Origin of the sequence: Serratia sp. SM04, from assembly GCF_040280225.1 — a bacterium.
Taxonomy (GTDB): Bacteria; Pseudomonadota; Gammaproteobacteria; order Enterobacterales; family Enterobacteriaceae; genus Serratia; species Serratia sarumanii.
On the sequence record NZ_JBEOQT010000021.1, the window covers coordinates 172,974 to 194,973 of the forward strand.

19 protein-coding genes are annotated in these 22,000 nt (G+C 60.7%); 14 read left to right on the top strand and 5 right to left on the bottom strand.

The window, feature by feature from the left end; translation table 11 throughout:
* The first annotated feature begins 72 nt into the window (after nucleotides 1-72).
* The 6 genes from hisS (at nucleotide 73) to ABTW55_RS15325 (ending at nucleotide 6,086) form a co-directional block, all read left to right on the top strand.
* The gene (hisS, locus tag ABTW55_RS15300; RefSeq protein ID WP_033635593.1) at nucleotides 73-1,347 is read left to right on the top strand and encodes a histidine--tRNA ligase; all 1,275 of its coding nucleotides are present in this window, start codon (nucleotides 73-75) and stop codon (nucleotides 1,345-1,347) included.
* Nucleotides 1,348-1,360: 13 nt separating this feature from the next.
* Nucleotides 1,361-1,981, top strand: a complete 621-nt coding sequence (locus ABTW55_RS15305; RefSeq protein WP_033635592.1) for a YfgM family protein — start codon at nucleotides 1,361-1,363, stop codon at nucleotides 1,979-1,981.
* An 11-nt stretch (nucleotides 1,982-1,992) separates the two neighbouring features.
* A complete protein-coding gene (bamB, locus tag ABTW55_RS15310) occupies nucleotides 1,993-3,174 on the top strand; it encodes an outer membrane protein assembly factor BamB (protein WP_033635590.1) in 1,182 nt (393 codons plus the stop codon).
* 131 nt (nucleotides 3,175-3,305) lie between these two features.
* Nucleotides 3,306-4,796, top strand: coding sequence for a ribosome biogenesis GTPase Der (gene der / locus ABTW55_RS15315; protein WP_004941442.1), 1,491 nt, complete (start codon nucleotides 3,306-3,308; stop codon nucleotides 4,794-4,796).
* Nucleotides 4,797-4,895: 99 nt separating this feature from the next.
* Nucleotides 4,896-5,852 (top strand): AEC family transporter, encoded by a 957-nt coding sequence (locus ABTW55_RS15320; RefSeq protein ID WP_047730075.1) that lies wholly within the window; start codon nucleotides 4,896-4,898, stop codon nucleotides 5,850-5,852.
* Nucleotides 5,853-5,864: 12 nt separating this feature from the next.
* Entirely contained in the window at nucleotides 5,865-6,086 is a 222-nt protein-coding gene (locus tag ABTW55_RS15325) for a zinc ribbon domain-containing protein (RefSeq protein ID WP_060423176.1), read from the top strand.
* A gap of 4 nt (nucleotides 6,087-6,090) precedes the next feature.
* Here ABTW55_RS15325 and ABTW55_RS15330 read toward each other — a convergent pair whose 3' ends face one another.
* The 3 genes from ABTW55_RS15330 to ABTW55_RS15340 form a co-directional block, all read right to left on the bottom strand.
* Entirely contained in the window at nucleotides 6,091-6,432 is a 342-nt protein-coding gene (locus ABTW55_RS15330; protein ID WP_033648911.1) for a protealysin inhibitor emfourin, read from the bottom strand.
* Complete coding sequence (locus ABTW55_RS15335; protein WP_041036327.1) at nucleotides 6,432-7,457, bottom strand: M4 family metallopeptidase; 1,026 nt, start codon at nucleotides 7,455-7,457, stop codon at nucleotides 6,432-6,434. Before ABTW55_RS15335 ends, ABTW55_RS15330 begins: the two co-directional genes overlap by 1 nt.
* Before the next feature lie 62 nt (nucleotides 7,458-7,519).
* Nucleotides 7,520-8,602 carry a LacI family DNA-binding transcriptional regulator gene (locus ABTW55_RS15340; protein WP_039568525.1) on the bottom strand — a complete coding sequence of 361 codons (1,083 nt, stop codon included), beginning with the start codon at nucleotides 8,600-8,602 and terminating at the stop codon, nucleotides 7,520-7,522.
* Nucleotides 8,603-8,960: 358 nt separating this feature from the next.
* Here ABTW55_RS15340 and ABTW55_RS15345 point away from each other — a divergent pair, with 358 nt between their 5' ends.
* Together ABTW55_RS15345 and ABTW55_RS15350 are read left to right on the top strand one after the other, a co-directional pair.
* The gene (locus ABTW55_RS15345; protein ID WP_033635583.1) at nucleotides 8,961-10,271 is read left to right on the top strand and encodes an MFS transporter; all 1,311 of its coding nucleotides are present in this window, start codon (nucleotides 8,961-8,963) and stop codon (nucleotides 10,269-10,271) included.
* 11 nt (nucleotides 10,272-10,282) lie between these two features.
* On the top strand, nucleotides 10,283-12,649 hold the full coding sequence (locus ABTW55_RS15350) for a TIM-barrel domain-containing protein (RefSeq protein WP_060423174.1): 2,367 nt from the start codon (nucleotides 10,283-10,285) through the stop codon (nucleotides 12,647-12,649).
* Between the two features lie 3 nt (nucleotides 12,650-12,652).
* Here the strand turns inward: ABTW55_RS15350 and xseA are convergent, their stop codons facing one another.
* Nucleotides 12,653-14,029 carry an exodeoxyribonuclease VII large subunit gene (xseA, locus tag ABTW55_RS15355; protein ID WP_031299944.1) on the bottom strand — a complete coding sequence of 459 codons (1,377 nt, stop codon included), beginning with the start codon at nucleotides 14,027-14,029 and terminating at the stop codon, nucleotides 12,653-12,655.
* Between the two features lie 170 nt (nucleotides 14,030-14,199).
* Here xseA and guaB point away from each other — a divergent pair, with 170 nt between their 5' ends.
* The 6 genes from guaB to repC all read left to right on the top strand — a co-directional run bounded on the left by guaB (nucleotide 14,200) and on the right by repC (nucleotide 21,155).
* The gene (guaB, locus tag ABTW55_RS15360; RefSeq protein ID WP_033635581.1) at nucleotides 14,200-15,663 is read left to right on the top strand and encodes an IMP dehydrogenase; all 1,464 of its coding nucleotides are present in this window, start codon (nucleotides 14,200-14,202) and stop codon (nucleotides 15,661-15,663) included.
* A gap of 102 nt (nucleotides 15,664-15,765) precedes the next feature.
* Entirely contained in the window at nucleotides 15,766-17,343 is a 1,578-nt protein-coding gene (guaA, locus tag ABTW55_RS15365) for a glutamine-hydrolyzing GMP synthase (protein WP_060423171.1), read from the top strand.
* A gap of 308 nt (nucleotides 17,344-17,651) precedes the next feature.
* Nucleotides 17,652-18,860 (top strand): site-specific integrase, encoded by a 1,209-nt coding sequence (locus ABTW55_RS15370; RefSeq protein ID WP_001410819.1) that lies wholly within the window; start codon nucleotides 17,652-17,654, stop codon nucleotides 18,858-18,860.
* 284 nt (nucleotides 18,861-19,144) lie between these two features.
* Entirely contained in the window at nucleotides 19,145-19,375 is a 231-nt protein-coding gene (locus ABTW55_RS15375; protein WP_000410046.1) for an AlpA family transcriptional regulator, read from the top strand.
* 15 nt (nucleotides 19,376-19,390) lie between these two features.
* Nucleotides 19,391-20,272, top strand: a complete 882-nt coding sequence (locus ABTW55_RS15380) for a helicase RepA family protein (RefSeq protein ID WP_060441677.1) — start codon at nucleotides 19,391-19,393, stop codon at nucleotides 20,270-20,272.
* Entirely contained in the window at nucleotides 20,259-21,155 is an 897-nt protein-coding gene (gene repC, locus ABTW55_RS15385; RefSeq protein ID WP_001410817.1) for a replication protein C, IncQ-type, read from the top strand. Before ABTW55_RS15380 ends, repC begins: the two co-directional genes overlap by 14 nt.
* Nucleotides 21,156-21,679: 524 nt before the next feature.
* Here the strand turns inward: repC and ABTW55_RS15390 are convergent.
* Nucleotides 21,680-22,000: a hypothetical protein gene (locus ABTW55_RS15390; protein ID WP_023115107.1), complete on the bottom strand. Its 321-nt coding sequence runs from the start codon at nucleotides 21,998-22,000 to the stop codon at nucleotides 21,680-21,682.

The window sequence follows — 22,000 nt, forward strand, 5'->3', positions numbered from 1 at the left end:
CCGCGTTGAATACCGGGCGGCAAAGTCCCTATAATCAGGTTCATTTTTACAGACAACGGACAGAGAACTCACGTGGCAAAGAACATTCAAGCCATTCGCGGCATGAACGACTACCTGCCGGAAGAAACGGCATTATGGCAGCGTATTGAAGGCACCCTCAAGCAGGTGCTGGGCAGCTACGGTTACAGCGAAATCCGGTTGCCGATTGTAGAGCAGACCCCGTTATTCAAACGCGCGATCGGTGAAGTGACCGACGTCGTGGAAAAAGAGATGTATACCTTCGAAGACCGCAACGGCGAAAGCCTGACGCTGCGTCCGGAAGGGACGGCCGGCTGCGTGCGCGCCGGCATCGAACATGGTCTGCTGTACAATCAGGAACAGCGTCTGTGGTACATCGGCCCGATGTTCCGCTACGAGCGCCCGCAGAAGGGTCGTTACCGTCAGTTCCATCAGCTGGGCGCGGAAGTGTTCGGCCTGCAAGGCCCGGACGTCGACGCCGAGCTGATCCTGCTGACCGCCCGCTGGTGGAAAGCGCTGGGCATCGCCGAGCACGTCAAGCTGGAGCTGAACTCCATCGGTTCGCTGGAGGCGCGCGCCAACTACCGCGACGCGTTGGTGGCGTTCCTGGAGCAGCACGTCGAGGTGCTGGACGAAGACTGCAAACGCCGCATGTACAGCAACCCGCTGCGCGTGCTGGACTCCAAGAATCCTGAGGTGCAGGCGCTGCTGAACGACGCGCCGCGCCTGTCCGAGTACCTGGATGAAGAATCCCGTGCTCACTTCGCCGGTCTGTGTGAACTTTTGGCGCAGGCAGGTATCCCATATACCGTTAACGAGCGCCTGGTACGCGGTCTGGATTACTACAACCGCACCGTGTTTGAGTGGGTGACCACCAGCCTGGGCGCGCAGGGCACCGTCTGCGCGGGCGGCCGTTACGACGGCCTGGTCGAGCAATTGGGCGGCCGTGCCACCCCGGCGGTCGGTTTCGCCATGGGCCTCGAGCGCCTGGTGTTGCTGGTGCAGGCGGTTAACCCGGAATTCAAGGCGCCGTCGGCTATCGACGTGTACGTCATCTCTTCCGGCGCGGGCACCCAGAGCGCGGCGATGCAGCTGGCTGAACAGGTGCGCGACGCGGCGCCGCAGCTGAAGCTGATGACCAATTACGGCGGCGGCAACTTCAAGAAGCAGATCACCCGTGCGGACAAATGGGGCGCGCGCATCGCGCTGATCCTGGGTGAGAGCGAAGTGGCGGCGCAGCAGGTGGTGGTGAAAGACCTGCGCAGTGGTGAACAAGAAACGCTGGCGCAAAGCGAAGTCGCTGCGCGTCTGGCTTTGATGTTAGGTTAAGGAGAAGGACACCGTGGAAGTCTATACCACTGAAAACGAACAAGTCGACGCACTGCGTCGGTTCTTTGCCGAGAACGGCAAAGCGCTGGCGGTGGGCGTGGTGCTCGGAATTGGTGCCCTGGTTGGCTGGCGTTACTGGCAGAGCCATGAAAACTCCAACATGATGGCTGCGTCGCAATCCTATCAGGAAGCCAGCGATCGTCTGGCGGCCGGCAAGCCGGATGACGTGGCTGCCGCGGAGAAATTTGTCCAGGCTAACGGTAACAGCTACGGCGTATTGGCCGCGCTGCAGTTGGCCAAGCACTTTGTCGAACAGAATGATTTCGCCAAGGCGGAACAGCAATTGGCGCTGGCGCAGGGCCAGACCAAAGACGACAACCTGTTGGCGATGATCGACCTGCGTCTGGCGCGCGTCCAGCTGCAGGAGAAAAAGCTGGATGAAGCGCTGAAAACGCTGGATGGCGTGAAAGGCGAAGGCTGGGCGGCGATGATGCAGGATGTGCGCGGCGATGTGCTGCTGGCCAAGGGCGACGCCAAGGGCGCGCGCGAAGCTTACAGCAAGGGCATTGAGTCCAACGCTTCTCAGGCGCTGCAGGTTCTGCTGCGCATGAAATTGAATAACTTGTCCAGCTAAGGGGAATTCCCATGCAATTGCGTAAAACACTCTTGGTCGGACTGGTTTCCGCTGCCTTGCTGAGTGGTTGCTCGCTGTTTAACAGCGAAGAAGACGTGGTTACCATGTCGCCGTTGCCGAAAGTTGAAAATCAGTTTACGCCGAGCAAGGCGTGGAGCACCTCGGTGGGCGACGGTATCGGTGAGTATTACTCCCACCTGCGTCCGGCCTATCAGGACAGCACCATTTACGCCGCCGATCGCTTCGGCATCGTGAAAGCGATGGACGCCGACAGCGGCAACGAGAAGTGGAAGGTCAATCTCTCCGAGAAGACCGGTTTCTTCTCCAGCAACCTGTCTGCGCTGCTGTCCGGCGGCCTGACGGTCGCGGGTGACAAGGTTTACGTCGGCAGCGAAAAAGCGGTGGTTTACGCATTGAACACCGCCGACGGCGCCATCGCCTGGCAGACTAAAGTGGCCGGCGAAGCGATCTCCCGTCCGGTTGTCAGCGACGGCATGGTGTTGGTGCACACCTCCAACGGCATGCTGCAGGCGTTGAACGAAGCCGACGGCGCGGTGAAATGGACGGTTAACCTGGACATGCCTTCGCTGTCGCTGCGCGGTGAATCCGCGCCGGCCGTCGCCTTTGGCGCCGCCATCGTCGGCGGTGACAACGGCCGCGTCAGCGCCGTGCTGATGCAGCAGGGCCAACTGATCTGGCAACAGCGTATTTCTCAGCCGAGCGGCGCGACCGAAATCGATCGCCTGAACGACGTGGACACCACGCCGGTGATCGTTGACGGCGTGGTCTACGCGCTGGGTTACAACGGCAACCTGACGGCGCTGGATCTGCGTTCCGGCCAGATTATCTGGAAACGCGAGCTGGGTTCGGTGAACGATTTCATCGTCGACGCGGGCCGCATCTACCTGATCGACCAAAACGATCGCGTCGTCGCGCTCAGCACCGAAGGCGGCGTGACCGTGTGGACGCAGAGCGATCTGCTGCACCGCAACCTGACGCCGCCGGTGATGTATAATGGTTATCTGGTGACCGGTGACGCCGAAGGCTATCTGCACTGGATCAACACCACCGATGGCCGTTTTGTCGCCCAGCAGGAAGTGGACAGCTCCGGCTTCCTGTCTGCGCCGATGGTGGCCGGCGACAAGCTGATCATCCAGGCTCGCGGCGGGAAAGTTTACGCTTTCACCCGCTAACGCCGCTCGTCGCAAGGCTTGAAAACGGCTCCTGAATGTTCAGGGGCCGTTTCGTATTTTTATAAGCTGCACCGCTGGTGTCTATCCACAGTGCAGTAACGCATTGATTATTAAGTAATGAGGCTTCAACAATGATACCTGTCGTCGCGCTGGTCGGGCGCCCGAATGTGGGTAAATCCACCTTGTTCAACCGTTTAACCCATACGCGCGATGCGCTGGTGGCGGATTTCCCGGGGCTGACGCGTGACCGCAAGTATGGTCGTGCTGAAATCGAAGGCAATGAATTTATCATCGTCGATACCGGCGGTATCGACGGCACCGAAGACGGCGTTGAAACGCGCATGGCCGGTCAGTCGCTGCTGGCGATCGAAGAGGCGGACATCGTGCTGTTCATGGTCGACGCCCGCGCCGGCCTGATGCCGGCGGATCAGGGCATCGCCCAGCACCTGCGCAGCCGCCAGAAGGCGACCTTCCTGGTGGCCAACAAGACCGACGGCCTGGATCCGGACACCGCCACCGCCGATTTCTACTCGCTCGGCCTGGGTGAAGTGTTCGCTATCGCCGCTTCCCACGGCCGTGGCGTGACCCAACTGATCGAACACGTGCTGGTGCCGTTCGTGCCGGAAAAACCGGAAGACGTCGAGCTGACCGAGGAAGAGGCCAACGCCGCTTACTGGGCCGAGCAAAACGGCGAAACGCTGGAAGGCGAAGAAGACGAAGAGCCGGAAGAAGCGTTCAACCCGCAGGATCTGCCGATCAAGCTGGCGATCGTCGGCCGCCCGAACGTCGGTAAGTCTACGCTCACTAACCGCATCCTCGGCGAGGAGCGCGTGGTGGTGTATGACATGCCGGGCACCACCCGCGACAGCATCTACATTCCAATGGTGCGCGACGAACGCGAATATGTGCTGATCGACACCGCCGGGGTGCGCAAACGCGGCAAGGTGACTGAAACCGTCGAGAAGTTCTCGGTGATCAAGACCCTGCAGGCGATTGAAGACGCCAACGTGGTGCTGCTGGTGATCGACGCGCGTGAAGGCATCTCCGATCAGGATCTCTCGCTGCTCGGCTTTATCCTCAATAGTGGGCGCTCACTGGTGATTGCGGTCAACAAGTGGGACGGCATGAGCGAAGAAGATCGCGAGCACGTGAAAGAGATGCTCGACCTGCGTCTGGGCTTCGTTGACTTCGCGCGCGTGCACTTCATTTCCGCGCTGCACGGCAGCGGCGTCGGCAACCTGTTCGAATCGGTGCAGGAAGCCTACGAGTGCGCAACCCGCCGCGTAAACACCTCGATGCTGACCAAAATCATGCAGATGGCGGTTGACGATCACCAGCCACCGTTGGTGCGCGGCCGCCGTGTGAAGCTGAAATATGCTCACGCCGGCGGTTACAACCCGCCGATCGTGGTGATCCACGGCAACCAGGTCAGCGATCTGGCCGATTCGTACAAACGCTACCTGATGAACTACTTCCGCCGCTCGCTGAACGTGATGGGGACGCCGATCCGCATCCAGTTCAAAGAGGGCGACAACCCGTTCGCCGGCAAACGCAACCTGCTGACGCCGACCCAGATGCGTAAGCGCAAGCGCCTGATGAGCCACCTGAAAAAGAGCAAGTAATCGCTCATGAGGGGCGCGGCAGTGATGCCGCGCCCCTTTTTTATTGGCCCGAAATCGTTTTATTATCTGAAGATTACCTCGCCTGCCTGAAGGAACACCATGTCCTGGGAAACCTGGAGTTTTGCGTTTAACGTCACCGTGCCGAATCTGCTGATGATGCTGCTGGGGATCCTGCTGCGCCATTGGCGCCTGATGGATGACCGCTTTGTCGACGGCGCGACCCGCCTGGTGTTCAATCTGGCGCTGCCATGCCTGCTGTTTTTCAGCATCGCCACCAACCACCCGCAGCTGCTCGGCAACCTGCCGCTGGTGCTGTTCGGCGCGGTCGGCACGCTGGCGACCTTCCTGCTCCTGGAGCTGGCCGCCAAGTGGCTGGTGAAAGAACCGCGTGAGCGCGGGGTGTTCGTACAGGGCGGTTTCCGCGCCAATACCGCCATCGTCGGCCTGGCCTACGCCATGACCGCCTACGGTAGCGAAGGCATTGCGCTCGCCTCGCTGTATCTGACGGTGACGGTGATCCTGTTCAACGTGCTGTCGGTCATCACCCTCACGCGCAGCCTGCAGGGCGGGCAGGGCAAGAAAATCAGCCACCTGTCTTTGCTGCGCAGCATCGTTACCAACCCGCTGATCATCGGCCTGGTGTGCGGGCTGCTGTACGCGCAAACCGGGCTGGGCATCCCGACCGTGATCCGCCAGACCGGCAGCTATATCTCTGCGCTGTCGCTGCCGCTGGCGCTGCTGTGCACCGGCGCCAGCCTGGATTTTCGCGCCATGTTCCGCTCGTCCAACGTGGCGGCGCTGTCGTCGGCGGCCAAGCTGTTTCTGGTGCCGTGCCTGATGACGCTGGCCGGCTGGCTGTGCGGGTTTCAGGGGGCGGCGCTGGGCATTATCTTCCTGTTTTCCGCTACGCCGACCGCGTCGGGCAGCTATGTGATGACGCGCGCCATGGGTGGCAACGCCACGCTGGCGGCCAATATTATCGCCATCACCACCGTCGGTTCGTTCTTCACCACCGCGTTGGGGATTTATTTCTTGCGCTCATGGGGCGCGATTTAACCTGGAGTCGTTATGGAAGCGCACTGTCCGCAATGCCGTCAGACCATGAAGTGGGTAGCGGGTCACTACCATTGTGAAGCCTGCCAGCGCGATTATCGGCTGCTGGCGAGCTGCCCGGCGTGCGGGCAGCCGCTGCAAGAATTGAAAGCCTGCGGGGCGGTGGATTACCTGTGCCAGAACGGGCACGGGCTGATCTCCAAAAAACGGGTGAATTTCAGCTATCAGCCGCTGTAAGTCCTCACTCATCCACCTGGCCGGTTTTCCACAGATCCACCAGCGCCTGCGGCGCGCTGCTTTCCGGGATTAACAGCACGATCTCAGTGCTCAGGGTGGGGCTGGTGTAGTTGATTTGCACGCGGTAGTAGCGCTGGTCGCCGCAGCCGGGGGAGCTGGGCTGGCCTTCTTCCTGCGCATAGGGCAGCGTCTGGTTCAGCAACTGATTCAGGCGCTGCCGCTGCTCCGGCGTGATATCGGCCAGCGCGATGCGGCGCTGGCCCGCCAGTTTGGGAATGTAGGCAAAGCCTCCCTCGCGCGCCAGCTCAATGACCGTATCCTGATTGAGCGTCGGCAGCGGTTTCATTATTCCACCCCCACCTGATGCCAGGCTTGCTGCACCTTGTCCGCCACGCTCTGATCGAAACGCGCCTGCGCATGTTTCACCGTGGTGCGGGCGAAGGTGGCGAAGTCGGCGTTTTGCGGCAGCGCTTTGTCGCACACCGTGTCATACCAGACGTAACCGGCTTTCTCCCAGGCGAAGCCGCCCAGCGCCGTCGCCGCCAGGTAGAAGGCGCGGTTGGGGATGCCGGAGTTGAGGTGCACGCCGCCGTTGTCTTCCTTGGTCTGGATATAATCCTTCATGCTGGCGGGCTGCGGGTCTTTGCCCAGCAGCGGATCGTCGTAGGCGGTGCCGGGTGCCGACATCGAGCGCAGCCCTTGGCCTTTGATGCCCTCGGCGAGCAGCCCGGCGCCGATCAGCCAGTCGGCTTTATCGGCGGTTTGCTGCAGGTGGAACTGCTTGACCAACGAGCCGAATACGTCGGACAGCGATTCATTGAGCGCCCCGGACTGCTGATAGTAGATCAACCCGGCTTCGCTCTCGGTCACGCCGTGCGCCAGCTCGTGGCCGACCACGTCGATGGCGATGGTGAAACGGTTGAAGATCTCGCCGTCGCCGTCGCCGAACACCATCTGCTGGCCGTTCCAGAAGGCGTTCTGGTACTCCTTGCCGTAGTGCACGCTGCCAACCAGCGGCAGCCCCTGGTTATCCAGTGAATTGCGGCGGTAGGCCTGCCAGAAGAAATCGTAGGTGACACCGAGGTAGTCGTAGGCTTCGTCCACCGCCACATCGTGGTTGCTGGGCTGGCCCTCTTTGCGCACCTGTTTGCCGGGCAGCTGGGTGCCGTTCTGGGCGTCGTAGATATCGCGGAGCGCTTCGCCGGCTCGGGCGTTTTTCTCGGTCGGCGAACGCAGCGGCTTGTTGCCGAGCAGGCTTTGCACGTGGTTCAGCGTGTGCAGCGCGCAGTCGCGCTGCGGGGCGTTGCCGTGTTCAATGATGCGGCGCAGCATGTAGGGAGGAATGACGGAACGCATGCGCTGGGCTGGCATAGTGGCTCTCCTTAGGCAAAAATTTTACCTCATCGAATGAATGCACTGTGCCTAAGTGTAGCCTACTCGTCATAAAGCCTGTGGTCATGCGTGCTCACCGCCGGCGCGGTCTTGTGCGGGCTGATGCGTCGCACCGAGGTGCGCACCGCCAGCCGGCCGTGCAGCAGCAGATTACACGGCGGCGCGTCGGCGCGCAGCATGCGCCGCTGCAGCAGTTGGATCGCCTCGTAGCCCAGTTCGTCACGCGGCACCTGCACCGAGGTCAGCGGCACATCGTGGATTTCCGCCAGATTGAAGCCGTCGGTGCTCATCACCGAGACGTCGCCCGGCACGCTCAGCCCCCGCTTGTTGAGCGCTTTGACCGCCCCGACCGCCATGTAGTCGCCGCCGGCCAGGATCGCCGTCGGCAGCGGGGAGTGGCCGTGGATGCCATCGAGATAGGTGGTCAGCGCCTGCTCGGCCTCTTCGCCGCCGAAGCCGGAGGTGGTGATCAGATGGCGGCCGTCGTCGAACGGCAGATGATGCCGGGCGTAGGCCTGGCGGATGCCCGCCAGCCGCAGCTCCATGGTGTGGCGGCGCAGGCATTGCAGATTGAGGATATGGCTGTGCCCCTGCTGGAACAGGTAGCTGGCGGAATAGTCGCCGATCAGCTGATGATCCGGCGAGACGCTGTCCAGCCGCATCTGCCGATCGCTGCAGTTGATCAGCACGCAGGGCTTGTGCAGATCGGCGGCCAGGGTGTGGATATGCTCGTCGTCGATGCCGATGATCAGCGCCGCTTCGGTGTGCGGGTCGCTCATCTTTTCCAGAAACAGCGCGCCGTCGCTGTGTTGCTCTTCCAGCCCGCAGTAGCGGATGCGCACCTCGTGCTCCATCAGCGCGGCGGCGATACCCTGAATGACCTTGTAGTAGAAGATGTCGGTGCGTACGTCGAACGCGCGCTGCGGCGCGAACACCATCACGTTGTTCAGCATCAGCCGGCCGCTGGAAATGCCCTGCAGAATGCCGTTTTGCTGCGCACAGTCCAGCACCTTGCGGCGCGCCTCGGCGCTGGTGTTGGCCTTGCCTGCCAGCACGCGGGAAACGGTGCTGATCGACAGCCCGGTTTGGCGAGCGATCTCCTGAATTTTCAGCTTTCCGTTCATTCTGTGATCTCCTTCAAATTCGTCCGTGAGAATATTTTCATTGCAGATTTTCAGCGTCTTGACCGGATTTCTTGGTCATTATGACTATTTTTTCACCCGCCTGTGAAAATCTTTGCAAAAAACAGCGTTTCGCTGCGCGCTCTCGCTGAGTAGTCTGCATTGGTACACCAATTTTAGCGACATGTCAGTCCAATTTTAACGGTGTGCGAAAATGAAAACAAAAATAAATCATGGGGTTGTGATTGTCTGTCGGCCAATGATATGGCGCCGACCCGTTTTCACCGCCCCGTGTTTGATAGCACAACGTACCCTACCAAAACGCGCGTCGCCGTAGCCGGCGGCCGCGGGGAGAGAACCGATGAGTGTGGAGATCAATCAGGCGGTCGCGCAGAGCGGCCGGCGCAAGTTCAAATCGCTGCGCTGGTGGATGCTGGCGCTGTTCTTGCTGGGCGTCACGGTCAACTACATCACCCGCAACTCGCTGGGCATTCTGGCGCCGGAGCTGAAAACCAGCCTGAACATGAGCACCGAGCAATATGCCTGGGTGGTGGCGTCGTTCCAGCTGGCCTACACGGTGTTTCAGCCGATCTGCGGCTGGCTGATCGACGTTATCGGCCTGAAGATGGGCTTTCTGATCTGTGCCGGCATCTGGGCGGTGGTGTGCATGCTGCACGCCGGCGCCGGCAGCTGGCTGCAACTGGCCATTCTGCGTTTCTTCATGGGGGGCGCGGAGGCGGCGGCCACCCCGGCCAACGCCAAGGCGATCTCCGACTGGTTTCCGAAGAAGGAGCGGCCGATCGCTGCCGGCTGGGCGGGCGTCGGTTTCTCCATCGGCGCCATGCTGGCGCCGCCGATCATCGTCATCGCTCACGTCTCCTTCGGCTGGCAGGGCGCCTTCCTGTTCTCCGGCGGGCTGGCGCTGATCTGGGTGGTGCTGTGGTGGCTGTTCTACCACTCGCCGCAGCAGCACCCGAACCTCAGCCAGCAAGAGCTGGATCTGATCCGCGAAGACAACGAGCCGGTGCTGCCGAAGCTGCCGTTCCTCACCTCGCTGGCCAGCCTGTGCAAGAACAAGAAGTTTTACGGCATCGCCATCCCGGCCTTTCTCGCCGAGCCGGCCTGGGCGGTATTCAGCTTCTGGGTGCCGCTGTACCTGGCCACCGAACGCGGCATGGATCTGAAACAGATCGCGATGTTCGCCTGGCTGCCGTTTCTGGCGGCGGATATCGGCAGCGTCGCCAGCGGCTATCTCACCACCCTGTACCGCAAATGGTTCGGCTGCAGCCGCGTCAACTCGGTGGTCGCCAGCTCGGTGACCGGCGCTTTCCTGATGGTGTCGCTGGCGTTCGTGGCGATCACCCAAGATCCCTATGTGGCGATCGCGCTGATCTCGATCGGCGGCTTCGGCCACCAGGTGATCTCCTGCATGCTCAGCGCGCTGGTGGTGGAGTCGTTCGATAAAAACCAGATGGCGACGGTCAACGGCATGCGCGGATCCAGCGCCTGGATCGCCAGCTTCCTGTTCACGCTGCTGATCGGCGCGGTATCCGACACCATCGGCTTCAACCCGCTGTTCATCGCCATGGGCTTCTTCGATCTGATCGGTGCCCTGTTCCTGATTGCCCTGATCGCCGAACGCGGCGGTAAGAAAACACCTTCACACAGCTAAGTGGAATGCTTATGAAAACCTTGAAAAACTGGACGCTGGCGGCGCAGCATGCCGACCACGTTGAGCTGCTGGTCGATGAACGCCACCGTTTCTGCCTGTACGTGCTGGAAGACGGTCTGTTCCGCGTGTTGATCAAACGTGAGGGCGAACTGGCGCTGGATCGTACCTGGAGCATCGCGCCGCAGGAAGATGTGCCCTGGGAGGGGCGCGATCGGCTCAGCGTCGCCGGCTTCAGCCTGCCGGGCTACCAGCTGCGCCAGGAGGGCGATCGGCTGGTGGTCAGCACGCCGCTGCTGCGCGTGACGGTGCATCAGCCGCTGTGGCTGGAATGGGAATATTGCAACGCCGCCGGCGAATGGCGGCCGCTGGCGGCGGATCGGCCGACCAGCGCCTACCTGCTCAATGCGCACGGCGACGGCGTGGCGCACTATCAGCGGCGTTTCGCCGATGAGCGTTATTACGGCCTGGGGGAGAAGGCCGGCGATCTGGAGCGCACCGGCCGCCGCTTCGAGATGCGTAACCTGGACGCCATGGGCTACAACGCCGCCAGCACCGATCCGCTGTACAAGCACATTCCGTTCACCATCACCCGCGGGCCGGAGGCGAGCTTCGGCCTGTTTTACGACAACCTGAGCAGCTGCTGGTTGGATCTGGGCAACGAGATCGACAACTACCACGCGGCCTATCGCCGCTATCAGGCCGAAGCGGGCGATCTGGATTACTACCTGTTCCTCGGGCCGAAGGTCTTGGACGTCACTAAGGCCTTCGTGCGCCTGACCGGCCGCACCCACTTCGGACCGAAGTGGAGCCTGGGCTACAGCGGCTCGACCATGCACTACACCGACGCGCCGGATGCCCAGCAGCAGCTGCAGCAGTTCATCGCGCTGTGCCGTCAACACGCCATTCCCTGCGACTCTTTCCAGCTGTCGTCGGGCTACACCTCGATCAACAACAAGCGCTACGTGTTCAACTGGAATTACGACAAGGTGCCGCAGCCCAAGCAACTGAGCCAGGCGTTTCACGACGCCGGCCTCAGGCTGGCGGCCAACATCAAGCCGTGCCTGCTGCAGGATCACCCGCAGTATCAGGCGGTGGCGGCGCAGGGGCTGTTTATCCGCGATTCGCAAAGCGACGCGCCCGAGCGCTCCAGCTTCTGGGACGACGAAGGATCGCACCTCGACTTCACCAACCCGGCGGCGGTGCGCTGGTGGCAGCAGGGCGTCACGCAGCAACTGCTGGAGATGGGCATCGACTCGACCTGGAACGACAACAACGAGTACGAAGTGTGGGACGGCGAAGCGCGCTGCCACGGCTTCGGGCGGCCAATCGCCATCAAGCACATCCGCCCGGTGATGCCGCTGCTGATGATGCGCGCCTCGATGGAGGCCCAGCAGCGCTTCGCGCCGCAGAAGCGGCCGTATCTGATCTCGCGCTCCGGCTGCGCCGGCATGCAGCGCTACGTGCAGACCTGGAGCGGCGACAACCGCACCAGCTGGCAGACGCTGCGCTACAACATCCGCATGGGGCTGGGCATGAGCCTGTCCGGGCTGTATAACCTTGGCCACGACGTCGGCGGCTTCTCGGGCGACAAACCGGATGCGGAGTTGCTGGTGCGCTGGGTGCAAAACGGCGTGATGCATCCGCGTTTCACCATCCACTCCTGGAACGACGACGCCACGGTCAACGAGCCCTGGATGTACCCGGCCGCCACCCCGGCGGTGCGCGAGGCGATCAACCTGCGTTACCGACTGCTGCCGTATTTCTACACGCTGTTGTGGCAGGCCTGCGCCGACGATGAGCCGATGCTGCGCCCGACCTTTCTCGATCATGAACAGGATGCGTGCACCTTCGGCGAGAACGACGATTTTCTGATCGGCCGCGATCTGCTGGTGGCCAGCGTGGTGGAGCCGGGGCAGCGCCGGCGTTCGGTATATCTGCCGGACAACGGTGAGGGCTGGTACTGCTTCTACAGCGGCCAATGGTTCGGCGGCGGCCAGACGGTGACGCTGGCGGCGCCGCTGGAGCGTCTGCCGCTGCTGGTGCGCGCTGGTGCGGCGCTGCCGCTGTCGCAGCGGCTGGCGCATGTGGACGTTGCCGCCGACGATCGGCGCGAGCTGCGGCTGTTTCCGCTCAAGGGCTGCGGCGCAAGCAGCGGGCTGTTGTTTGAGGACGACGGTGAAAGCGAAGGCTGGCGACAGGGCGATGCGCTGTGGCTGCGTTGGGAAATGCGCTGCGACCATCAGCGCATCATGCTGGATATCACGACGGAAGGGAGTTTCCGCCCGGCCTGGCGCACGTTGGCGCTCAGCCTGCCGGAAGGCGAAATGCGCGCGCTGTGGGTGAACGGCGAACCGGGCGAGCGTTTTACGCTGGAGTAGGGGTTACTCGGCCGCGCGTTTCTTGCGCGGCTTCTTGGCGACGGTGATGGTTTTCACCTCGCTTTCCACCCAGCCGTCCTGCAGGCGGGTTTTCAGCAGTTCGCCGACCTGCGCCTGCTTGGTGGTTTTCAGCAGCTCGCCGCGCGGGGTTTGCGTCACGCTGTAGCCGCGCGCCAGCGTCGCCAGCGGGCTGACGGTTTCCAGCTGGCTGCAGGCCACGCCGAAGCGCTGGCGGTAGGCGTTGAGCTGCCGCTCCATTGCTTGCTGCAGGCGGTATTCCTGCTGCTGTACGCGCTGTTGGTAGCGATGAATGCGGCCCTGCGGCTGCACCTGCGCCAGCCGCTGCTGGGCGCGTTCGCTGCGGCGGGCGGCCAGGCGCAGCTGTTGCTGCATGCCGTCTTCCATCCGGCGCTGCAGCTTGAACAGCAGCGTTTGCTGGCGCGCCAGGCGCAGATGCGGATGCTGCTGCTGCAAACGGTGGTGAATGCGGGTGAACTGCTGCTGGCGCTGCGCCAGGTAGTAATCCATCGCCATCTCCAGCCGCTGCTGCTGCGACTGCAGCTGGCGCAACAGCTCGAGCTGATTGCGGCTGACCAGTTCGGCGGCGGCGGAAGGGGTCGGCGCGCGCAGATCGGCGACGAAGTCGGCGATGGTGACGTCGGTTTCATGGCCGACGGCGCTGACGATCGGAATGCGGCTGGCGAAGATCGCCCGCGCCACGCGTTCGTCGTTGAAGCTCCACAAATCCTCCAGCGAACCGCCGCCGCGGCCGACGATCAGCACGTCGCATTCGTCGCGGCGGTTGGCGGCCTCGATGGCGCGCACGATCTGCATCGGCGCTTCGGCGCCCTGCACCGAGGTGGGGTAGATGACGATCGGCAACGACGGATCGCGCCGCTGCAATACCTGCAGAATATCGTGCAGCGCCGCGCCGCTGGCGGAGGTGATCACCCCGACGCGTTTGGCAGGGGCGGGCAGCGGCTGCTTGAACTGCTGATCGAACAGCCCTTCGGCGCTCAGGCGCTGTTTCAGCTGCTCGAACTGTTGCTGCAGCAGGCCGTCGCCGGCGGGCTGCATGCTCTCGGCGATCAGCTGGTAGTCGCCGCGCGGTTCATACAGCGTAATGCTGGCGCGCACCAGGACCTGCTGGCCGTTTTGCGGCCGGAAGGTGACGCGGCGGTTGCTGTTGCGGAACATCGCGCAGCGCACCTGGGCGCGATCGTCTTTCAGCGTGAAATACCAGTGGCCGGAGGCGGGCTGGGAGAGGTTGGAGATCTCGGCGGAGAGCCAAATCTGCCCCATTTCCATTTCCAGCAGTTGGCGAACCGTCTGATTGAGGCGGCTTACGGTAAAAATGGAAGGCGAAACAGGTAGCGACATGTGACCCAGATCAAATTTCAAAACAATCACTTAATTGGTCGATACTACATGGCTGAAAAAGGTAATCAAGACTTTTTGTAAGAAAGTGCTGGAGGCAACCGATTCCGCTCTGTATAATGCCGCGGCAATATTTTATCTTTTTCACAGCCCACCCTGGTGAGATATTGCCCATGCTACGTATCGCTAAAGAAGCTCTGACGTTTGACGACGTCCTCCTGGTTCCAGCCCACTCCACGGTTCTGCCTAACACCGCAGAGCTCGGCACCCAACTGACCAAAACCATCCGCCTGAACATCCCTATGCTGTCCGCAGCCATGGATACCGTTACCGAATCCGGCCTGGCCATCGCGCTGGCGCAGGAAGGCGGCCTGGGCTTCATCCACAAAAACATGTCCATCGAGCGCCAGGCTGAAGAAGTCAGCCGCGTGAAGAAGCATGAAAGCGGCGTAGTTACCGACCCGCAGACCGTTACCCCATCCACCACGCTGCAGGAAGTGAAAGAGCTGACCGCCCGCAACGGCTTCGCTGGCTACCCGGTCGTCACCGAAGACAACGAGCTGGTCGGCATCATCACCGGCCGCGACGTGCGCTTCGTGACCGATCTGACCCAGCCGGTCACCGCGGTCATGACGCCGAAAGATCGCCTGGTCACCGTGAAAGAAGGTGAAGCGCGCGACGTGGTGCTGCAGAAGATGCACGAAAAGCGCGTAGAAAAAGCGCTGGTGGTGGACGACAGCTTCCACCTGCTGGGCATGATCACCGTTAAAGACTTCCAGAAAGCGGAACGCAAACCGAACGCCTGTAAAGACGAGCACGGCCGTCTGCGCGTGGGCGCGGCGGTCGGCGCCGGCGCCGGCAACGAAGAGCGCGTTGACGCGCTGGTGGCGGCAGGCGTTGACGTTCTGCTGATCGACTCCTCGCACGGCCACTCCGAAGGCGTGTTGCAGCGCATCCGCGAAACCCGCGCCAAATACCCGGATCTGCAGATCGTCGGCGGCAACGTCGCGACCGCAGCGGGCGCCAAAGCGCTGGCTGAAGCCGGCGTGAGCGCGGTGAAAGTGGGTATCGGCCCTGGCTCCATCTGTACCACCCGCATCGTGACCGGCGTGGGCGTACCGCAGATCACCGCCATCGCCGACGCGGTGGAAGCGCTGGAAGGCACCGGCATCCCGGTTATCGCCGATGGCGGCATTCGCTTCTCCGGCGACATCGCCAAAGCGATCGCCGCGGGCGCATCCTGCGTGATGGTCGGTTCCATGCTGGCGGGCACCGAAGAATCCCCGGGCGAAATCGAGCTGTATCAGGGCCGTTCGTTCAAATCTTACCGCGGCATGGGCTCGCTGGGCGCGATGTCCAAAGGCTCTTCCGACCGTTACTTCCAGACCGATAACGCCGCCGACAAACTGGTGCCGGAAGGTATCGAAGGCCGCGTCGCCTATAAAGGCATGCTGAAAGCCATCGTGCACCAGCAGATGGGCGGCCTGCGCTCCTGCATGGGCCTGACCGGCTGCGCCACCATCGACGATCTGCGCACCAAGGCGGAGTTCGTGCGCATCAGCGGCGCCGGCATTCAGGAAAGCCACGTGCACGACGTGACCATCACCAAAGAGTCGCCGAACTACCGCATGGGCTAATGCCTTAACCTCTCCTGAGTGAGAGGCCGGGGTGGGGCGTTAAGCCCCATCCCGAAACACACATTTTCGCTCTTTTTCTCTTGTTGCTGGAATTCGCCTCACATGACACAAAATATCCATAAGCATCGCATCCTGATACTGGACTTCGGTTCGCAATACACCCAACTGGTCGCCCGCCGCGTGCGCGAAATCGGCGTTTACTGCGAACTGTGGGCCTGGGACGTTAGCGAAGAGCAGATCCGCGAATTCAACCCAAGCGGCATCATCCTCTCCGGTGGCCCGGAAAGCACCACCGAAGCCGGCAGCCCGCGCGCCCCGGACTACGTGTTCAACGCCGGCGTGCCGGTGCTGGGCGTGTGCTACGGCATGCAGACCATGGCGATGCAGCTGGGTGGCCATGTGCAGGGTTCCACCGAACGCGAGTTCGGCTACGCGCAGGTGGAAATCGTCAAAGAGAGCGCGCTGCTGCGCGACATCGAAGACGCCATCAGCCCGGCCGGCAAACCGCTGCTGGACGTGTGGATGAGCCACGGCGACAAAGTGACCGCGATCCCGTCCGACTTCGTGACCATCGCCAGCACCGACACCTGCCCGTTCGCCATTATGGCCAACGAAGAAAAACGCTTCTACGGCGTGCAGTTCCACCCGGAAGTGACCCACACCCGTCAGGGCCAGCGCATGCTGGAGCGCTTCGTACTGGACATCTGCCAGTGTGAAGCCCTGTGGACCCCGGCCACCATCATCGAAGATGCGGTCGAGCGCATCCGCGAGCAGGTGGGTGAAGACCACGTGATCCTCGGCCTGTCCGGCGGCGTAGACTCCTCCGTCACCGCGATGCTGCTGCACCGCGCCATCGGCAAACGCCTGACCTGCGTATTCGTCGATAACGGCCTGCTGCGCCTGAACGAAGCCAAGCAGGTAATGGAAATGTTCGGCGACCACTTCGGCCTGAACATCGTGCACGTCGAAGCGGAAAACCGCTTCCTGACCGCACTGGCGGGCGTGGACGAGCCGGAAGCCAAGCGTAAAATCATCGGCCGCGTGTTCGTTGAAGTGTTCGACGAAGAAGCCTGCAAGCAAGAGCAGGTGAAATGGCTGGCACAGGGCACCATCTACCCGGACGTGATCGAATCCGCCGCTTCCGCCACCGGCAAAGCGCACGTGATCAAGTCGCACCACAACGTGGGCGGCCTGCCGAAAGAGATGAAGCTGGGCCTGGTCGAGCCGCTGAAAGAGCTGTTCAAAGACGAAGTGCGCAAGATCGGCCTGGAGCTGGGCCTGCCGTACGACATGCTGTTCCGTCACCCGTTCCCGGGCCCGGGTCTGGGCGTGCGCGTGCTGGGCGAAGTGAAGAAAGAGTACTGCGATCTGCTGCGCCGCGCCGACGCCATCTTCATCGAAGAGCTGCACAAAGCCGACCTGTACAACAAAGTCAGCCAGGCGTTCACCGTGTTCCTGCCGGTGCGTTCTGTCGGCGTGATGGGCGATGGCCGCAAATACGACTGGGTGGTCTCCCTGCGTGCGGTAGAAACCATCGACTTCATGACCGCGCACTGGGCGCACCTGCCGTATGACTTCCTCGGCCGCGTCTCCAACCGCATCATCAACGAAGTGGACGGCATCTCCCGCGTGGTGTACGACATTAGCGGCAAGCCACCGGCGACGATTGAGTGGGAGTGATCCCGCGTCCGGCATAGACTGGCACCAAAAAGCATTAGAACACCCCTAAGCCCGCGTAATTGCGGGCTTGTTTTGTTCTTGGCGTAGCACTGTCTGGCAAATTTTCGCATCGCCAAGCACACCGTTTCTATGGCATGGTAGATGGTACGATTTGAACCTGATGCCATGTTCGGCACTCGATACCATGCCGCCTCTGATGGGGTGTTCATGGTATCGAATTTGGGTAACGCATTGTCCTTAAAGAAGTTTTTTGAGGATTTGCGGGGCTTTTTGAGCATGGTATTTTTGAGAGGAAACCCAACCCGACTATGTTGACTGATACCAAGCTGCGCAACCTCAAGCCAAAGGACAAGCTCTACAAAGTGAATGACCGTGACGGCCTCTACGTGGCCATCACCCCTGCGGGTTCGATTTCGTTCCGCTACAACTACTCGATCCACGGCAGGCAAGAGACCATCACCTTCGGCCGCTATGGTGTCGGAGGGATCACGCTAGCGGAAGCTCGCGAACGGCTGGGCGAAGCCAAGAAGATGATCGCCGCAGGGAAATCTCCAGCCAAGGAGAAAGCGCGGGACAAAGCCCGCGTCAAGGATGCTGAGACATTCGGCGCGTGGGCCGAGAAGTGGTTGCGCGGCTATCAAATGGCAGATTCCACCCGCGACATGCGCCGTGGAACATACGAGCGAGAGCTAAAGCCGAAATTCAGCAACAGGAAACTGATAGAAATTACCCACGAGGACTTGCGGGCGCTGACTGACGCCATCGTGGAACAAGGCAGGCCATCAACGGCCGTGCTTTGCCGCGAAATTATGATGCAGGTCTTCCGCTGGGCTATCGAACGCGGACAGAAGGTTGAGAACCCGGCCGATTTGGTGCGCCCGTCAACTATCGCTAAGTTTGAGCCGCGAGATCGAGCACTGACGCCCGAGGAAATTGGCTTGATGTACCAGTACATGGAGCGTATCGGCACCACACCTTCAATTCGAGCGGCTGCCAAGCTGCTGTTGCTAACGATGGTTCGCAAAAGCGAACTGACCAACGCAACGTGGAACGAAATCAATTTCACCGACGCGCTCTGGACAATCCCCAAGGAGCGGATGAAGCGCCGCAATCCCCATTTGGTGTTCCTCTCGAGGCAGGCGCTGGATATTTTCATCGCGCTGAAGACCTTCGCCGGCGGTTCGGAATACATTCTGCCATCACGCTATGACTCAGACTTGCCGATGAGCAGCGCAACGCTCAATCAGGTGCTTACCCTTACCTATCGGCTGGCCCAGAAGGAAGGGCATTCACTTGGCAAGTTTGGACCGCACGACTTGCGGCGCACAGCCAGCACGCTGTTGCATGAGGCGGGCTATAACACCGACTGGATCGAGAAGTGCCTTGCGCACGAACAGAAGGGCGTTCGTGCCATCTACAACAAGGCCGAGTACCGCGATCAGCGCCGGGCGATGCTCCAAGATTGGGCCGACATGATCGACGAGTGGACAATCAGGAAGACCCGCCTCAAGGACTGATTCGGAGCCTAGAGACCTGCATTCTGTAGCGAAATGCCCACTTCGGTGGGCTTTCTTTTGTCCGAAAAACGATGAATTTCCGGACGCGATAAATTGGCTTTAAGTGCCTATTGCAAACCTAATTAAAACAGCAGTTTGCGTTATCAGGATTGTCCGTAAAACGTTGAGTTTACGGACGCTAAGTTATTGATTTAAATGAAAAAATATAATCTTGGATGCTGGAATTTTCCGGGATTGTGTAGCAATAATTAAACCTCGGATGATGACAAAACGAGGTATTCGGTGTGGAAAAAGAATTAAGGAGAGCAAGTAAAGTTCTCATTAGCAAAAAGCAACTGCTGGAGATGATTCCGCTGTGCGAGCGCACGATCTACAACTTTGAAAAGCAGGGGAAATTTCCTCAGCGCATTGCGCTCAGTAGCCGCAAGGTCGTGTGGGATTTGGCGGAGGTCGAGGCATGGATTGATGCGTGCAAACATTCCAGCCCGGCCCCTCGTCCCGGAATGGGGGCCTGAATTGTGGCGATTGACTTGATTGACTTACGGGCAGCGTTCGAGAATGAACCGCCCGCACTAGACTTTATTTGGCCGGGCTTCCTTGCTGGGACAGTAGGCGCGTTGGTGGCTCCCGGAGCCACGGGTAAGAGCTTCTGGGCGCTGGAAGCGGCAATGTCGGTTGCCTGTGCTGCAACCGTTGAAAGCAGAGCGGCCGGTGGTGACTTGGTAGGGCTTGCACCTGCGAAAGCTGGCCGCGTCGTCTATTACGCCGGAGAAGACCCCAAGCCAGCGCTGATTGGGCGAATTCACTCTGTTGGCAAACACCTCGGTCAAGAAGCTCGCGAAGCCATCATAGAAAACCTCATGGTCGTGCCGATCATGGGAAAACTAATGGACGTCACGAAGAAAAATAAACGGTCCCAGATAATCAAGCAATGCGAAGGCGCTCGGCTAATCGTTCTGGACACATTGAGCCGTATTCATACCCTTGATGAGAATAGCAACGGCGATATGGCCCGGCTTGTCGCCATGCTTGAGGAAATTGCGACCATTACTAAAGCGTCAGTGCTTTATTTGCACCATGTCAGCAAAGGCAGCGCCCGCGACGGGCAGGCCGATCAGCAACAGGCAGTACGTGGTGCGTCGGCTCTTGTCGATAATCCCCGATGGTGCGGTTTCGTCGCCAAGATGACTGAAAAAGAAGCGCTGAACCATACTGACCGCGTCTACGACCGACAGCCTATCGGGGAAAATCGCCGGAAGTTCTTTGTTCGTTTTGGTGTCAGCAAACAGAACTATGCCGAAATTGACGACGATCGCTGGTATCAGCGTCATGACGGCGGCGTTTTGCTGCCGGTGGAGTTGTTGGACGCCAAGCAGGACAGCGGAAGGGGGCGTCAACGTGAGCAAGCATGACTTGACTCACGCCCGGCATGACCCGGTGCATTGTCTAGCACCCGGCCTGTTCCGTAGCCTTAAGAAAGGGGAGCGCAAGCACAGCAAGCTCGACGTGGTATATGACTACGGCAATGGCAAGCGTATCGAGTTCAGTGGCCCGGAACCATTGGGAGCCGACGATCTCCGCATTTTGCAAGGACTCGTAGCAATGGCCGGGCCTTCTGGGCTCGTGCTTTCCCCCGACCCGCAGACAGAGGCCGGTCAGCAGCTCCGGCTATTCCTTGAGCCTAAGTGGGAAGCCATCCAGCAGGATGCAATGGTGGTCAGGGGCAGCTATGGGGCGTTGGCCAGTGAAGTGGGCTATGCCAACAAAAACGACACTGAACGAGTACGCGAATGCATCGAGAGGCTATGGAAGGTCTCCATCATTGCGCAAAACGGAAGGAAGCGACAGGGCTTTCGCCTGTTGTCCGAGTACGCCAGCGATGAGCAGGACGGCAAGCTATACGTGGCATTGAATCCTATGATTGCTCGCGCAATCATCGGCGGGCAACACATCCGCATAGACATGGCCGAAGTGAGAAAGCTACAGACCGACCCCGCCCGCCTGATCCATCAGCGACTTTGCGGCTGGATTGACCCCGGCAAATCGGGGCGTGTCGAGCTAGGCACGCTTTGCAGCTACGTCTGGCCCGACGAAGCTACGAACCCGAATACCATCAAAAAGCGCTGCCAGAAAGCACGCAAAGCGCTGGTCGAGCTGGTCGCCGTGGGTTGGAAGCTGGACGAATATGCGAAAGACAAATGGGAGATCGGACGTCCCAAGGCCCACGATAACGGTACCCGCCCCACGTTTTCAGTACCCGACCCCCACGTTAATGGTACCCAACCCCCACGTTAACGGTACCCGGCTCGTTTCTGGAAACCCTGCAACGGCGGGGCCTTGCGGGCCGTTCGCAAATTCCATCCAAGATTCTCTAAGAATCTCCATCATGCGCGCTAAGCGCCGCGCCTTGATGGCGCAGCTCATCGCTTGCTGCTCTTGGTCGGCCTACGGCCGTCGGGCACCAAAAAGGTGGGGCGGGCCAGCCGTCGCGGACGCGGTTAGTTCCGTGGATTACCCACCGGTCGCAGCGCCTGGTCGAGCCGTTGAAACCGGCAAAAAGACGATTGGCACCAAAAAGGGAAGGGCAGGGCCAAAACCGGCATAAGGCCTCTAACGGCCTGCGAAAGCGTCCAAAATCGCTCCTTTATGGGCCGTGGTGGCGTTTTTTAAGTGTCGGAACGGGGGTTGTGGCTGTCATGTGTGAAAACTTCTCACAGCGCTATACAGGCCGTTTTTGCGGTGTGTAATAGACGGAAGAGCTGCGGCAGGAAAACAAAACCCCGCACTTAGGCGGGGTTGTTTGGGAGGCTGGCCAGCGATCAGCTATTGTCGCGCTTCTCCTGCCTTTGAGCTTCCTGTGCGGCTTGGATGGCCATCAACACTTGCTGGTTTAGAGCGGCGTTATTCTTGCTGCCAAGCAGCGGTAGACGGTTCAGCGCCTGTGCCCCGGAAAACATGCGATAGGAAGCTGACAGGGCGAGCGGACTTACCCGAAGCTGTAAGGCCGTGTATTGGCGATCCAGCCTATCGAGCTGTGGCCCGTAGCCCTTGCTACGTAGCCATCGGCCGAGCGCCCACATGCCGATAGCGAAGGTCGAGGCGAATACTACAAATCCAGCGAAAATCAGAATGTCAAACAT

What these genes read in the sequence shown, in the direction of transcription:
- bamB (WP_033635590.1), top strand. Translation starts at nt 1,993, where the DNA reads ATGCAATTGCGTAAAACACTCTTGGTCGGACTGGTTTCCGCTGCCTTG.
- der (WP_004941442.1), top strand. Translation starts at nt 3,306, where the DNA reads ATGATACCTGTCGTCGCGCTGGTCGGGCGCCCGAATGTGGGTAAATCC.
- ABTW55_RS15320 (WP_047730075.1), top strand. Translation starts at nt 4,896, where the DNA reads ATGTCCTGGGAAACCTGGAGTTTTGCGTTTAACGTCACCGTGCCGAAT.
- ABTW55_RS15325 (WP_060423176.1), top strand. Translation starts at nt 5,865, where the DNA reads ATGGAAGCGCACTGTCCGCAATGCCGTCAGACCATGAAGTGGGTAGCG.
- ABTW55_RS15330 (WP_033648911.1), bottom strand. Translation starts at nt 6,432, where the DNA reads ATGAAACCGCTGCCGACGCTCAATCAGGATACGGTCATTGAGCTGGCG.
- ABTW55_RS15335 (WP_041036327.1), bottom strand. Translation starts at nt 7,457, where the DNA reads ATGCCAGCCCAGCGCATGCGTTCCGTCATTCCTCCCTACATGCTGCGC.
- ABTW55_RS15340 (WP_039568525.1), bottom strand. Translation starts at nt 8,602, where the DNA reads ATGAACGGAAAGCTGAAAATTCAGGAGATCGCTCGCCAAACCGGGCTG.
- ABTW55_RS15345 (WP_033635583.1), top strand. Translation starts at nt 8,961, where the DNA reads ATGAGTGTGGAGATCAATCAGGCGGTCGCGCAGAGCGGCCGGCGCAAG.
- ABTW55_RS15350 (WP_060423174.1), top strand. Translation starts at nt 10,283, where the DNA reads ATGAAAACCTTGAAAAACTGGACGCTGGCGGCGCAGCATGCCGACCAC.
- xseA (WP_031299944.1), bottom strand. Translation starts at nt 14,029, where the DNA reads ATGTCGCTACCTGTTTCGCCTTCCATTTTTACCGTAAGCCGCCTCAAT.
- guaB (WP_033635581.1), top strand. Translation starts at nt 14,200, where the DNA reads ATGCTACGTATCGCTAAAGAAGCTCTGACGTTTGACGACGTCCTCCTG.
- guaA (WP_060423171.1), top strand. Translation starts at nt 15,766, where the DNA reads ATGACACAAAATATCCATAAGCATCGCATCCTGATACTGGACTTCGGT.
- ABTW55_RS15370 (WP_001410819.1), top strand. Translation starts at nt 17,652, where the DNA reads ATGTTGACTGATACCAAGCTGCGCAACCTCAAGCCAAAGGACAAGCTC.
- ABTW55_RS15390 (WP_023115107.1), bottom strand. Translation starts at nt 22,000, where the DNA reads ATGTTTGACATTCTGATTTTCGCTGGATTTGTAGTATTCGCCTCGACC.